12 protein-coding genes are annotated in these 12,442 nt (G+C 71.5%); 8 read left to right on the forward strand and 4 right to left on the reverse strand.

Translation table 11 applies throughout. The features are described 5' to 3' along the window. The first annotated feature begins 1 nt into the window (after position 1). The 8 genes from rapZ to J2S46_RS28390 all read left to right on the forward strand — a co-directional run bounded on the left by rapZ (position 2) and on the right by J2S46_RS28390 (position 7,349). The gene (rapZ, locus tag J2S46_RS28355) at positions 2 to 832 is read left to right on the forward strand and encodes an RNase adapter RapZ (RefSeq protein WP_229912698.1); all 831 of its coding nucleotides are present in this window, start codon (positions 2 to 4) and stop codon (positions 830 to 832) included. Positions 833 to 962: 130 nt separating this feature from the next. Then, positions 963 to 1,967: a gluconeogenesis factor YvcK family protein gene (locus J2S46_RS28360; protein WP_191289978.1), complete on the forward strand. Its 1,005-nt coding sequence runs from the start codon at positions 963 to 965 to the stop codon at positions 1,965 to 1,967. Beyond that, positions 1,958 to 2,938: a DNA-binding protein WhiA gene (gene whiA / locus J2S46_RS28365; protein ID WP_073928888.1), complete on the forward strand. Its 981-nt coding sequence runs from the start codon at positions 1,958 to 1,960 to the stop codon at positions 2,936 to 2,938. Before J2S46_RS28360 ends, whiA begins: the two co-directional genes overlap by 10 nt. Before the next feature lie 299 nt (positions 2,939 to 3,237). Next, a complete protein-coding gene (gene gap, locus J2S46_RS28370; protein ID WP_190214819.1) occupies positions 3,238 to 4,242 on the forward strand; it encodes a type I glyceraldehyde-3-phosphate dehydrogenase in 1,005 nt (334 codons plus the stop codon). 177 nt (positions 4,243 to 4,419) lie between these two features. Further along, positions 4,420 to 5,625, forward strand: a complete 1,206-nt coding sequence (locus J2S46_RS28375; protein ID WP_229912687.1) for a phosphoglycerate kinase — start codon at positions 4,420 to 4,422, stop codon at positions 5,623 to 5,625. 3 nt (positions 5,626 to 5,628) lie between these two features. After that, complete coding sequence (gene tpiA, locus J2S46_RS28380; RefSeq protein WP_229912686.1) at positions 5,629 to 6,414, forward strand: triose-phosphate isomerase; 786 nt, start codon at positions 5,629 to 5,631, stop codon at positions 6,412 to 6,414. 87 nt (positions 6,415 to 6,501) lie between these two features. Continuing rightward, positions 6,502 to 6,738, forward strand: coding sequence for a preprotein translocase subunit SecG (gene secG / locus J2S46_RS28385; RefSeq protein ID WP_073929032.1), 237 nt, complete (start codon positions 6,502 to 6,504; stop codon positions 6,736 to 6,738). Between the two features lie 275 nt (positions 6,739 to 7,013). Continuing rightward, on the forward strand, positions 7,014 to 7,349 hold the full coding sequence (locus J2S46_RS28390; RefSeq protein WP_035841977.1) for an RNA polymerase-binding protein RbpA: 336 nt from the start codon (positions 7,014 to 7,016) through the stop codon (positions 7,347 to 7,349). 340 nt (positions 7,350 to 7,689) lie between these two features. Here the strand turns inward: J2S46_RS28390 and pgl are convergent, their stop codons facing one another. From pgl to tal, 4 genes are all read right to left on the reverse strand, one after another. After that, positions 7,690 to 8,478, reverse strand: a complete 789-nt coding sequence (gene pgl, locus J2S46_RS28395; protein WP_268255688.1) for a 6-phosphogluconolactonase — start codon at positions 8,476 to 8,478, stop codon at positions 7,690 to 7,692. Next, on the reverse strand, positions 8,475 to 9,632 hold the full coding sequence (gene opcA, locus J2S46_RS28400) for a glucose-6-phosphate dehydrogenase assembly protein OpcA (RefSeq protein WP_191289915.1): 1,158 nt from the start codon (positions 9,630 to 9,632) through the stop codon (positions 8,475 to 8,477). Before opcA ends, pgl begins: the two co-directional genes overlap by 4 nt. Further along, on the reverse strand, positions 9,629 to 11,101 hold the full coding sequence (gene zwf / locus J2S46_RS28405; RefSeq protein WP_307352832.1) for a glucose-6-phosphate dehydrogenase: 1,473 nt from the start codon (positions 11,099 to 11,101) through the stop codon (positions 9,629 to 9,631). The genes opcA and zwf overlap by 4 nt, the downstream gene beginning before the upstream one ends. A 146-nt stretch (positions 11,102 to 11,247) precedes the next feature. Then, on the reverse strand, positions 11,248 to 12,387 hold the full coding sequence (gene tal / locus J2S46_RS28410; protein WP_191289914.1) for a transaldolase: 1,140 nt from the start codon (positions 12,385 to 12,387) through the stop codon (positions 11,248 to 11,250). Positions 12,388 to 12,442: the final 55 nt, after the last annotated feature.

The following is a 12,442-nucleotide window of genomic DNA, read 5'->3' on the forward strand; positions in this document are numbered from 1 at the left end:
CATGTCCGGGGCCGGCCGCTCCACGGCGGCCAAGTGCCTGGAGGACCTGGGCTGGTTCGTCGTGGACAACCTGCCGCCGGCGCTCATCCCCACCATGGTCGACCTCGGCGCGCGCTCCCAGGGCGCCGTCGCCCGGATCGGCGTCGTGGTGGACGTCCGCGGCCGCAAGTTCTTCGACGACCTGCTGACCTCGCTGGACGAGCTGGAGAAGCGCGGCGTGCGGCTGCGCGTGGTCTTCCTGGAGTCCTCCGACGACGCGCTGGTCCGCCGCTTCGAGAGCGTCCGCCGCCCGCACCCGCTGCAGGCCGACGGCCGGATCGTGGACGGCATCGCCCAGGAGCGGGACCTGCTGCGCGAGCTGCGCGGCGAGGCCGACCTGGTGATCGACACCTCCAACCTCAACGTCCACCAGCTGCGGGCCAAGCTCGACGCCCAGTTCGCCGACCACGACGAGCCCGAGCTCCGCGCGACGGTGATGTCCTTCGGTTTCAAGTACGGCCTGCCGGTCGACGCGGACCTCGTGGTGGACTGCCGGTTCCTGCCCAATCCGCACTGGGTCCCAGAGCTGCGTGCCCGCACCGGCACGGACAGTGACGTCGCCGACTACGTGTTCCAGCAGCCCGGGGCGAACGAATTCCTTGACGGCTACACGGACCTGCTGCGTATCGTCACCGAGGGGTACCGCCGCGAGGGAAAGCGGTACATGACGCTTGCCGTAGGCTGCACCGGTGGCAAGCACCGCAGCGTGGCCATGTCCGAACGGCTGACGAAGCGTCTCATCGCCGACGGGGTGGAGACGGTGCTCGTCCACCGGGACATGGGACGGGAGTAGCCGCGACGCCCTGCCGCCAGGCAGCCGGCGGCGGCAGGCAGAGGAACGCGAGGTGGTTGTGGCGGGATACGTGCCCGGGCGGCAGCTCCAGAACAAGGCCGCCGACCGGTCGGCGGTCCCCTTGCGCTGGATGACGGGCAGACCCCGCGCCAAGGCCCCGAGGATCGCGGCGCTGGGCGGCGGGCAGGGCCTGTCGGCCTCGCTGTCGGCGCTGCGCCGGCTGACCACCGACCTCACCGCGGTGGTGACGGTGGCGGACGACGGCGGCTCCAGCGGCCGGCTGCGCACCGAGCTCGGCGTCCTGCCGCCGGGCGACCTGCGCAAGGCGCTGGCGGCGCTCTGCGGCGACGACGACTGGGGCCGGACCTGGTCCGAGGTGATCCAGCAGCGCTTCAGCGGCACCGGCGAGCTGGGCGGGCACGCGGTCGGCAACCTGCTGATCGTGGCGCTCTGGGAGAAGCTCGGCGACCCGGTGGCCGCGCTGGACTGGGTCGGCCGGCTGCTCAACGTGCAGGGCCGGGTGCTGCCGATGTCCGCCGTCCCGCTGGACATCGAGGCGGTCGTCCGCGGTCACGACCCGGCCCTGCCCGGCGAGCTGTCCGCCGTGCGCGGCCAGGCGAACGTCGCGGTGACCCCGGGGACGGTGCAGTCCATCCGGTTGCTGCCGGACGCGCCGCCGGCCGTCCCCGAGGCCGTGGCGGCCGTCCGGGAGGCCGACTGGGTGGTGCTGGGCCCCGGCTCCTGGTTCACCAGCGTGCTGCCGCACCTGCTCGTCCCGGACCTCGCCAAGGCGCTCACCGAGACCCGGGCCAGGCGCCTGCTCACCCTGAACCTGGCCCCCCAGCCGGGCGAGACCGAGGGCTTCACCCCGCAGCGCCACCTGGAGGTGATAGCCGACCACGCCCCGGAGCTCGCCGTTGATGCGATCCTGGTGGACGAGCGGGCGGTCACCGGCGGCGCCTTCGGTGTCGCCGACCTGGCCGGCCTGGAGAAGGCGGCGGAGCGGATGGGAGCGGCGCTGGTGCTCGACCGGGTCGCCGCGGCGGACGGTACGCCGCGACACGACCGGGAGCTTCTGGCCGCGGCGTACGACCGGATTTTCCGGACACATGGAAGGATCGGCCCATGGCGATGACGGCAGCGGTGAAGGACGAAATCAGCCGGCTCCCCGTCACCCGGGCCTGCTGCCGCAAGGCGGAGGTTTCGGCGATCCTCAGGTTCGCCGGCGGCTTGCACATTGTGAGCGGCCGGATCGTGATCGAGGCTGAGCTGGACACCGGCGTGGCGGCGCGGCGACTGCGCAAGGATCTGCTGGAGATCTTCGGACACTCCTCGGATCTGGTGGTGATGGCCCCCGGCGGCCTGCGACGCGGCAGCCGGTACGTGGTGCGGGTGGTCAAGGACGGCGAGCTGCTCGCGCGGCAGACCGGGCTGGTGGACGGCAGGGGACGCCCGATCCGGGGCCTGCCCCCGGCGGTGGTCTCCGGCGCGACCTGCGACGCGGAGGCGGCCTGGCGCGGGGCCTTCCTGGCGCACGGCTCGCTGACCGAGCCGGGGAGGTCCTCCTCGCTCGAGATCACCTGCCCGGGTTCCGAGGCGGCGCTGGCCCTGGTGGGTGCGGCCCGGCGGCTCGGCATCCCGGCCAAGGCCCGCGAGGTGCGCGGGGTGGACCGGGTGGTGATCCGGGACGGCGACGCGATCGGCGCGCTGCTGACCCGGCTGGGCGCGCACGAGTCGGTGCTGGCCTGGGAGGAGCGCCGGATGCGCCGCGAGGTGCGGGCGACCGCCAACCGGCTGGCCAACTTCGACGACGCCAACCTGCGCCGCTCGGCGCGGGCGGCGGTCGCGGCCGGCGCCCGGGTGCAGCGCGCGCTGGAGATCCTGGGCGACGAGGTGCCCGAGCACCTGGCGGCCGCCGGCCAGCTGCGGATGCAGCACAAGCAGGCCTCGCTGGAGGAGCTGGGTGCGCTCGCCGACCCGCCGCTGACCAAGGACGCGGTTGCCGGGCGGATCCGCCGGCTGCTGGCGATGGCCGACAAGCGGGCCTCCGAGCTCGGGCTGCCGAGCACCGAGGCCAATCTGACCGACGAGATGGCGCTCAGCTGACCCGGCGATCCGGTCTCAGTTGCTGAACGGCTGGTGTCCCACATCGTGGACACCAGCCGTTTCGCGTCCGAACTGTTCGGCCGCTCCGCCCCAAGTGCCTTTCGGTGTCCGGCGACCGGCTCCGCGCAGGCCTGTGACACATGCCCTGCTCGGACGCCCTTGACGCGCCACGCCAAGGGTGTCGGCCCAGGGCGATGTGCCCTCGCCGGTCTCGGAGAGGTAGGGTCATGGGTGGTCGGGGACATCCCATTTCCACCCCGTCGGCATAGTTCCGGCGTACCTAACAAGGAGATCGGTTCGTGACGATCCGGGTAGGCATCAACGGATTCGGCCGCATTGGCCGCAACTTCTTCCGCGCGGTTCGGGCCCAGGCCGCGGACATCGAGATCGTCGGTGTCAACGACCTGACCGACACCAAGACCCTGGCGCACCTGCTGAAGTACGACTCGATCCTGGGCACCCTCCAGGCCGAGGTCAGCCACACGGCCGACAGCATCACCGTCGACGGCAAGACCTTCAAGGTCATCGCCGAGCGTGACCCGGCCAACCTGCCCTGGGGCGAGCTGGGCGTGGACATCGTGATCGAGTCGACCGGCATCTTCACCAAGGCCGACGCTGCGAAGAAGCACGTCACCGCCGGTGCCAAGAAGGTCATCATCTCGGCGCCCGCCACCGACGAAGACGTCACCATCGTCATGGGTGTCAACGACGACAAGTACGACGCGGCGAACCACACCGTCATCTCCAACGCCTCCTGCACCACGAACTGCGTGGCGCCGATGGCCAAGGTTCTCCAGGAGAACTTCGGCATCGTCAAGGGTCTGATGACCACGGTGCACGCGTTCACCAACGACCAGGTCACGCTGGACTTCCCGCACAAGGACCTGCGTCGCGCCCGCGCCGCCTCCATCAACATCATCCCGACCTCGACCGGTGCCGCCAAGGCCACCGCGCTGGTCCTGCCGGAGCTCAAGGGCAAGCTGGACGGCACCTCGCTGCGCGTCCCGGTCCCGACCGGCTCGATCACCGACCTGGTCGTCACCCTGGAGCGCGAGGTCACCGTCGAGGAGGTCAACGCCGCCTTCCAGAAGGCGTCCGAGGGCTCCCTCAAGGGCATCCTGCAGTACACCGAGGACCCGATCGTCTCCTCCGACATCGTGAACTCGCCGTTCTCCACGATCTTCGACTCGCTGATGACCATGGCCCAGGGCAACCAGGTCAAGATCTTCGGCTGGTACGACAACGAGTGGGGCTACTCCAACCGCCTCGTCAACCTGACCACCCTCGTCGGCGGCCAGCTCTGACGCAGCGGGAGCTGACGTGATGTGAGAACAGGGCCCGGACGGCCGTGCGTGGCCGTCCGGGCCTTGTTCTTGGCGTGTCCCTGCGCCCGCTTCACCCCGGCACCCTCGCTTCTCGGACCGGCGGCCCGGAGTCGTGCCGTCGCCTCGCTCCATCTCGCCCCAGGAGACCCGAAGACCGTGAAGACCATCGAAGACCTCGACGTCGCCGGCAAGCGCGTGTTCGTCCGCGCCGACCTCAACGTCCCGCTCTCGAACGGGAGCATCACCGACGACGGCCGGATCCGTGCCGTCGCGCCGACCATCACCAAGCTGCTGCAGGCCGGCGCGAAGGTGATCGTCGCGTCCCACCTGGGCCGTCCCAAGGGCGAGCCCGACCCGCAGTTCTCCCTCGCTCCGGTGGCCGTGCGCCTCGGCGAGATCCTTGCCGCGCCGGTCTCGTTCGCGACCGACACCGTGGGCGAGAGCGCGAAGGCCACCGTCGCCGCACTGGCCGACGGCGAGGTCACGCTGCTCGAGAACCTGCGGTTCAACGCGGGTGAGACCGCCAAGGACGACGCCGAGCGCGGCGCCTTCGCGGACGCCCTGGCCGGTCTCGCCGACCTCTACGTCGGCGACGGCTTCGGCGCCGTGCACCGCAAGCACGCCTCGGTCTACGACCTGCCGGCCCGCCTGCCGCACGCCGTCGGCGACCTGATCGCCACCGAGGTGGGCGTGCTCAAGCGCCTCACCGAGGAGGTCGAGCGCCCGTACGTGGTCGTGCTCGGCGGCTCCAAGGTCTCCGACAAGGTCGGCGTGATCGACAACCTGCTGGGCAAGGCCGACCGCATCCTGATCGGCGGCGGCATGGCGTACACCTTCCTCGCGGCCCTGGGCCACGAGGTGGGCATCTCGCTGCTGCAGAAGGACCAGATCCCCACCGTCCTGGAGTACCTGGAGCGGGGCAAGGCCAACGGCGTGGAGTTCGTCCTGCCGGTGGACGTCGCGGTCTCGGGCAGCTTCCCCGACCTGAAGACGCTGGCCCCGGTCGCCGACTTCGCGGTCGTCGACGCGGACGAGATCCCCGCCGACAAGGAGGGCCTGGACATCGGCCCGAAGTCGCGCGAGCTGTTCGCGGCCAAGCTGGCCGACGCGAAGACCGTGTTCTGGAACGGCCCGGTCGGCGTCTTCGAGCACCCCGAGTTCGCCGAGGGCACCAAGTCCGTCGCGCAGGCGCTGCTCGACAGTGACGCGTTCACCGTGGTCGGTGGCGGGGACTCCGCCGCCGCCGTCCGCATCCTGGGCTTCGACGAGACGAAGTTCGGGCACATCTCGACCGGCGGGGGCGCGAGCCTCGAATACTTGGAGGGCAAGACCCTCCCCGGTCTCGCCGCCCTGGAAGGCTGATCAATGACCGAGCGTCTCCCGCTGATGGCGGGCAACTGGAAGATGAACCTCAACCACCTTGAGGCCATCCAGCACACCCAGAAGCTGGCCTTCGCGCTGGCCGACAAGGACTACGAGGCGGTCGAGGTCGCGGTGCTCACGCCGTTCACCGACCTGCGCTCGGTCCAGACCCTGGTCGACGGCGACAAGCTGAAGATCAAGTACGGCTCGCAGGACATCTCGGCCCACGACTCCGGTGCCTACACCGGCGAGGTCTCCGGCCCGATGCTCGCCAAGCTGAAGTGCACCTACGCGGCCATCGGCCACTCGGAGCGCCGCCAGTACCACGGCGAGAACGAGGAGATCGTCAACGCCAAGGTGAAGGCGGCCTACCGCAGCGGCATCACGCCGATCCTGTGCGTCGGCGAGCCGCTGGAGGTCCGGAAGGCGGGCACCCACGTCGCCCACACGCTGGCCCAGCTGGACGGCGCCCTGGACGGCGTGCCGGCCTCGGACGCCGAGAGCATCGTCGTGGCCTACGAGCCGGTGTGGGCGATCGGCACCGGCGAGGTGGCGACCCCCGAGGACGCCCAGGAGGTCTGCGCGGCGATCCGCGTCCGGCTGGCCGAGCTGTACGACGGCGAGCTGGCCTCGAAGGTCCGGGTGCTCTACGGCGGTTCGGTGAAGGCCTCCAGCGCGGCCGGCCTGATGGCCAAGCCCGACGTGGACGGCGCCCTGATCGGTGGTGCCTCCCTGGACGCCGACGAGTTCGTCAGGATCGTGCGTTACCGTGAGCAGGCAGTAGGCTAACGCCGCTGCAGCAACGTAGGCTTTGGGGCCGGGCCGCTCAGGGTGGCCCGGCCCCTTGCCGATGAACGAGAGAGTTGGTCCGCTGTGTTGGTTCTCGGGTTCTCCATCGCCCTGATCATCTTCAGCCTGCTGATGGTGCTGCTGGTACTGCTGCACAAGGGCAAGGGTGGCGGCCTGTCCGACATGTTCGGCGGCGGCGCGATGTCCGCGGGCGGCGGCTCGGCCGTGGCCGAGCGCAACCTCGACCGCATCACGATCATCGTCGGGGTCGGCTGGTTCGCCTGCATCATGGTTCTCGGCCTGGTGCTCAAGTACAAGAGCTGATGTTTCCTGCGCGAACAGCCTTTTTGCCGCATATCTGACGGGGCGTCGTCCGCCCGCCTATCCTGAGGGAGTGCCCGTCGAGGGCGCATTCCCGGAGGCGGTGCGGACAGATCCTTATCGGCTGCTTACACTGGGACAACTTCGCCACCGCCCGCAGGCCGCAGCCGGCCGGCAGTGGATACTGGCCGCGATCCGCACCCCGCGAGGGGTCAGGGTCTCCCTGTCCCAGGGTGTCGGCTGAGATCGCATCGCATCAGCACGCAGGGAGTCAGACCGTGGCAAGTGGCAACGCCATCCGTGGCAGCAGAGTCGGCGCCGGCCCGATGGGCGAGGCGGAGCGCGGCGAGTCCGCGCCCCGCAACCGGATCTCCTTCTGGTGCGCCAACAAGCACGAGACGCGCCCCAGCTTCGCCGCCGAGGCCGTCATCCCGGACACCTGGGACTGCCCGCGCTGCGGCTTCCCGGCCGGCCAGGACGAGCACAACCCGCCGGCCCCGTCGCGCAACGAGCCGTACAAGACCCACCTCGCGTACGTCCGTGAGCGGCGGACCGACGCCGACGGCGAGGCGATCCTCGCCGAGGCGCTCGCCAAGCTGCGCGGCGAGATCTGAGCTGACGTCACCCGCGTGCGGGGGCCGGGCCACGGGCCCGGCCCCCGCACGTTTTCCGTTCCCGCCCCGGCCCCGGCCGTCATCGCTCCACGGACGGGGTTTATCGTCCCGGTCCCCCGGGGCAGCCGCGCTGATGACCGACGGGGCCCGCCCCGCCCGGACGGCGGCGGCCGCATGAGCGCCGCGCCGCCCCTGCCGGGCCGCCCGGCGGCCGCGCTGCCGTGCCGGCGGCCCGGCACCGGTCGCCGGCGGCCGGCGGGGTGTCCCCGGTCCGCAGGGGAGGCTCGCCGGGCATGACGAAGGGGGCGGGCGCCGTGGCGCCCGCCCCCTTCGGTCCGTCCTAGGCCGACGCCGGCGGGTACAGCTCCGCCGGGATGTTCGACGCGGCGGACCGGTCGAGCAGCCAGAGCGTGCGGCTGCGTCCGTACGCGCCGGAGGCGGGGGCCTGCAGTTCGCCCGGGCCGGAGAGGGCCAGCGCGACCGCGTCGGCCTTGTCCTCGCCGGCCGCGAGCAGCCAGACCTCGCGGGCCGCCCGGATCGCCGGGAGGGTGAGCGAGATCCTGTTCGGCGGGGGCTTGGGAGCCCCCCGGACGCCGATCACGGTCCGCTCGGTCTCCCGGACGCCCGGGTGCTCGGGGAAGAGGGACGCCACGTGGGTGTCAGGGCCGACCCCGAGCAGCAGCACGTCGAAGGCCGGTACGCCCAGCCGGTCGCCCGGCTCGGCGGCCGCGGCCAGCTCCTTCGCGTAGCGGTCGGCGGCCGCCTCCACGTCGGAGCCGTCGGCCCCGTCCGAGGCCGGCATCTCGTGCACCCGCGCCGGATCGACCGGGACCCGGGCCAGCAGCTCGGCCCTGGCCTGGACGGCGTTGCGCTCCCCGTCCGCGGCGGGGAGGAAGCGCTCGTCGCCCCACCAGAGGTCCAGGTGCTTCCAGTCCACCGCGTCCCGTGCGGGGGAGGCGGCGATCGCGGCGAGCAGCGCGTTGCCGTTGCGCCCGCCCGTCAGCACCACCGAGGCGGTGCCGCGGGCGGACTGCGCGTCGACGATCCGGGTGATCAGCCGGGCCGCCGCGGCCTGGGCCATCAGCTCCTTGTCCCGGTGGACCACCAGCTGCGGGACGGCGGCGCTCACGCGCCGCTCCGCTTGGTGGCGCGCTTGGCCGGAGCCTTCTTCGCCACCCCGGTCGCGGTCTTCTTGGCCGCGGCCTTCGCGGGCGCCTTGGCCACGGCCTTCGCCGGTGCCTTCGCGGGGGCCTCGGCCGGCACCTTGACGGTCACCCGGGCCGGGGCGGCGGTGGCCGCCTCGACCGTCTTGGCGGCCTTGGCGGCCTTGTCGGCCGCCGCCGTCTCGGCGTTGGCCGGCTCGCGCAGCCGCTCGACGGGTGTCCGGACCGACGTCGCGTAGATGTCGTCCGGGTCGAGCCGGCGCAGCTCCTCGGCGATCAGCTCCGAGGTCTCCCGCCGCTTGAGCGCCACCTGGCGGTCCGGCGCGCCCGGCATGGACAGCGTGCCCATCAGGCCGTCGGGACGGTCGAGGATGATGTCGCCGTCCTTGGTGCGCAGGGTCACCGAGGTGATGCCGGGGCCGCCGGTGACGACCCGCTCCACCGGGACGTGCAGCCGGGTGGTCAGCCAGAGGCCGAGCAGCTCGACGCTGGGGTTGTACGACTCGCCCTCGACCACGGCGGCGGTGACCTTCGCCGGGCGCTGGTCCAGGGCGGCGGCCAGCATGGAGCGCCAGCCGGTGATCCTGGTCCAGGCGAGGTCGGTGTCGCCGGGGGTGTAGCTCTGGGCCCGCTGGGCGAGCTGGCCGACCGGCGACTCGGCGGTGACCGCGTCGGTGATCCGGCGCTGGGCGATGGAGCCCAGCGGGTCCTGCGCGGGGTGCGCGGGGGAGTTCTCCGGCCACCAGACCACCACCGGGGCGTCCGGCAGCAGCAGCGGCAGGACGACCGACTGCGCGTGCGCGGCGAGCTCGCCGTGCATCCGCAGGACGACCGTCTCGCCGGAGCCGGCGTCGGAGCCGACCAGGATCTCGGCGTCCAGGCGGGTCTCGGCGCGGGCCCGGGGCGATCGCCCGGCGCGCTTGATCACCGCGAGGGTGCGCGAGGGGTGCTCGCGGGAGGCGTCGTTGGCGGCCTTGAGGGCGTCGTACGCGCTGCCCTCGTCGGTCACGATCACCAGCGTGAGCACCATCCCGGCCGCGCCGGCGCCGCCGGCCCGCCGGGCGTCCATCAGGGCTGCGTTGATCTTGCTGGACGTGGTGTCCGTCAGGTCGATCTTCATGGCCGGCGCCAGCTCCTGCCGTCTCGTGCGAGCATCTCGTCCGCCTCAACCGGGCCCCAGCCGCCCGCCGGGTACTGCGCCGGCTTGCCGTGGGTGTCCCAGTACTTCTCGATCGGGTCGAGGATCTCCCAGGAGAGCTCGACCTCCTGGTGCCGGGGGAAGAGGTTGGCGTCGCCCAGCAGCACGTCCAGGATGAGCCGCTCGTACGCCTCCGGGCTGGACTCGGTGAAGGACTCGCCGTAGGCGAAGTCCATCGTCACGTCCCGCACCTCGAAGGAGGTGCCCGGCACCTTGGAGCCGAACCGCACCGTGACGCCCTCGTCCGGCTGCACCCGGATGACCAGGGCGTTCTGCCCCAGCTCCTCGGTGGCGTAGGAGTCGAACGGCAGGTACGGCGCCCGCTGGAAGACCACCGCGATCTCGGTCACCCGGCGGCCCAGGCGCTTGCCCGTGCGCAGGTAGAACGGGACGCCCGCCCAGCGGCGGTTGTTGATCTCCAGCTTGATGGCCGCGTAGGTGTCGGTCTTGGAGGTGGGGTTGATGCCGTCCTCGTCGAGGTACCCGACGACCTCCTCGCCACCCTGCCAGCCGGCCGCGTACTGCCCGCGCACGGTGTGCTTGCCGAGGTCCTCGGGCAGCTTGACGGCGCTGAGCACCTTCAGCTTCTCGGCGACCAGGGCCTTCGGGTGGAACGACGCCGGCTCCTCGATGGCGGTGAGCGCCATCAGCTGGAGCAGGTGGTTCTGGATGACGTCGCGGGCCGAGCCGATGCCGTCGTAGTACCCGGCGCGCCCGCCGATGCCGATGTCCTCGGCCATGGTGATCTGCACGTGGTCGACGTACGACCGGTTCCAGATCGGCTCGAACATGGTGTTGGCGAAGCGGAGCGCCAGGATGTTCTGGACGGTCTCCTTGCCCAGGTAGTGGTCGATCCGGAAGACCTCGTCCCGGGGGAAGACCTCGTGGACGATCCGGTTCAGCTCCTGGGCGCTCTCCAGGTCGTGGCCGAAGGGCTTCTCGATGACGGCGCGGCGCCAGGAGTTCTGCGGCGGGTCGGCCAGGCCGTGCTTCTTCAGCTGCTGGACGACCAGCGGGAAGAACTTCGGCGGGACGGAGAGGTAGAACGCGAAGTTGCCGCCCGTCCCCTGCGCCTTGTCGAGGTCCTCGATGGTCTCGCGCAGCTTGTCGAAGGCGTCGTCGTCGTCGAAGTCGCCCTGGACGAAGCGCATGCCCTTGGCGAGCTGCTGCCACACCTCCTCGCGGAACGGCGTACGCGCGTGCTCCTTGACCGCGTCGTGCACCTCCTTGGCGAAGTCCTCGTCCTCCCACTCGCGGCGGGCGAACCCGACCAGCGAGAAGCCCGGCGGCAGCAGCCCCCGGTTGGCGAGGTCGTAGATGGCGGGCATGAGCTTCTTGCGGGACAGGTCGCCGGTGACCCCGAAGATGACCAGGCCGGACGGCCCCGCGATGCGCGGGAGCCGCCGGTCGGTGGGGTCACGGAGCGGGTTGACGGGTGCCGGTGGGGGGGTCGCCCGCCTCGGCGTCCTGTGTCAACTCGGGGTAATCAGTGCTCACTTGATTGGCTCCGCTTTCAGTGCGCTGGTGTGAGCGGGGATCACTTCTCGGCTGCGAAGGAGGCCAGCGAGGCGGTGACGGTGTCGAGCAGTTCGTTCCAGGACTGCTCGAACTTCTCGACGCCCTCGTCCTCCAGCACCTGCACGACGTCGTCGTAGTCGACCCCGGCGGCGGCGATGGCGTCCATCACGGACTTGGCGTCGGCGTAGTTGTCGGTGATGGTGCCGGCGGTGACCTGCCCGTGGTCGCCGGTGGCCTCCAGGGTGGCCTCGGGCATGGTGTTGACCGTGCCGGGGGCGACCAGCTCGGTGACGTACAGGGTGTCCGGCAGGGCCGGGTCCTTCACGCCGGTCGAGGCCCACAGCGGGCGCTGCGGGTTGGCGCCGGCGGCCTCCAGGGCCTTCCAGCGGGCGCTCGGCGCGGTGGAGCCGTCGACGGAGCCGAAGACCTCCTCGTACGCCTGGTAGGCGAGGCGGGCGTTGGCCAGCGCGGCCTTGGAGCGCAGGTTCTTGGCGTCGCCGCCGACCTTGTCGAGGCGCTTGTCGATCTCGGTGTCGACGCGCGACACGAAGAACGAGGCGACCGACTCGATGGCGGAGAGGTCCAGGCCCTTGGACTTGGCCTGCTCCAGGCCGCTCAGGTAGGCGTCCACCACGGCGCGGTAGCGCTCCAGCGAGAAGATCAGCGTGACGTTGACGCTGATGCCCTTGCCGATGACCTCGGTGATGGCGGGCAGGCCGGCCTTGGTGGCGGGGATCTTGATCAGCACGTTGGGGCGGTCGACCAGCCACCACAGCTGCTTGGCCTCGGCGACGGTCGCCGCGGTCTCGTGGGCCAGGCGCGGGTCGACCTCGATGGAGACCCGGCCGTCGCGGCCGTTGCTGGCGTCGTAGACCGGGCGCAGCACGTCGGCCGCGTCGCGGACGTCCGAGGTGGTGATCATGCGGACGGCCTCGTCCGTGGTGACCTTGCGGACGGCGAGGTCGTGCAGCTGGGCGTCGTAGGAGGTGTCGCCCCCGCCGATGGCCTTCTGGAAGATGGTCGGGTTGGTGGTGACGCCCACGACGTGCTTGTTCTGCACCAGCTCGGCCAGGTTGCCGGTGTTCAGCCGCTTGCGGCTGAGGTCGTCCAGCCAGATCGCCACGCCTTCGTCGCTGAGGCGCTTCAATGCGTCAGTCATGGTGCTCAGTCCTCTTCTTGGTCTTCTGCGTCTTTGTGTTCGTCGGACCGGCCGC

Origin of the sequence: Kitasatospora herbaricolor (assembly GCF_030813695.1) — a bacterium.
GTDB classification, from domain to species: domain Bacteria; phylum Actinomycetota; class Actinomycetes; order Streptomycetales; family Streptomycetaceae; genus Kitasatospora; species Kitasatospora herbaricolor.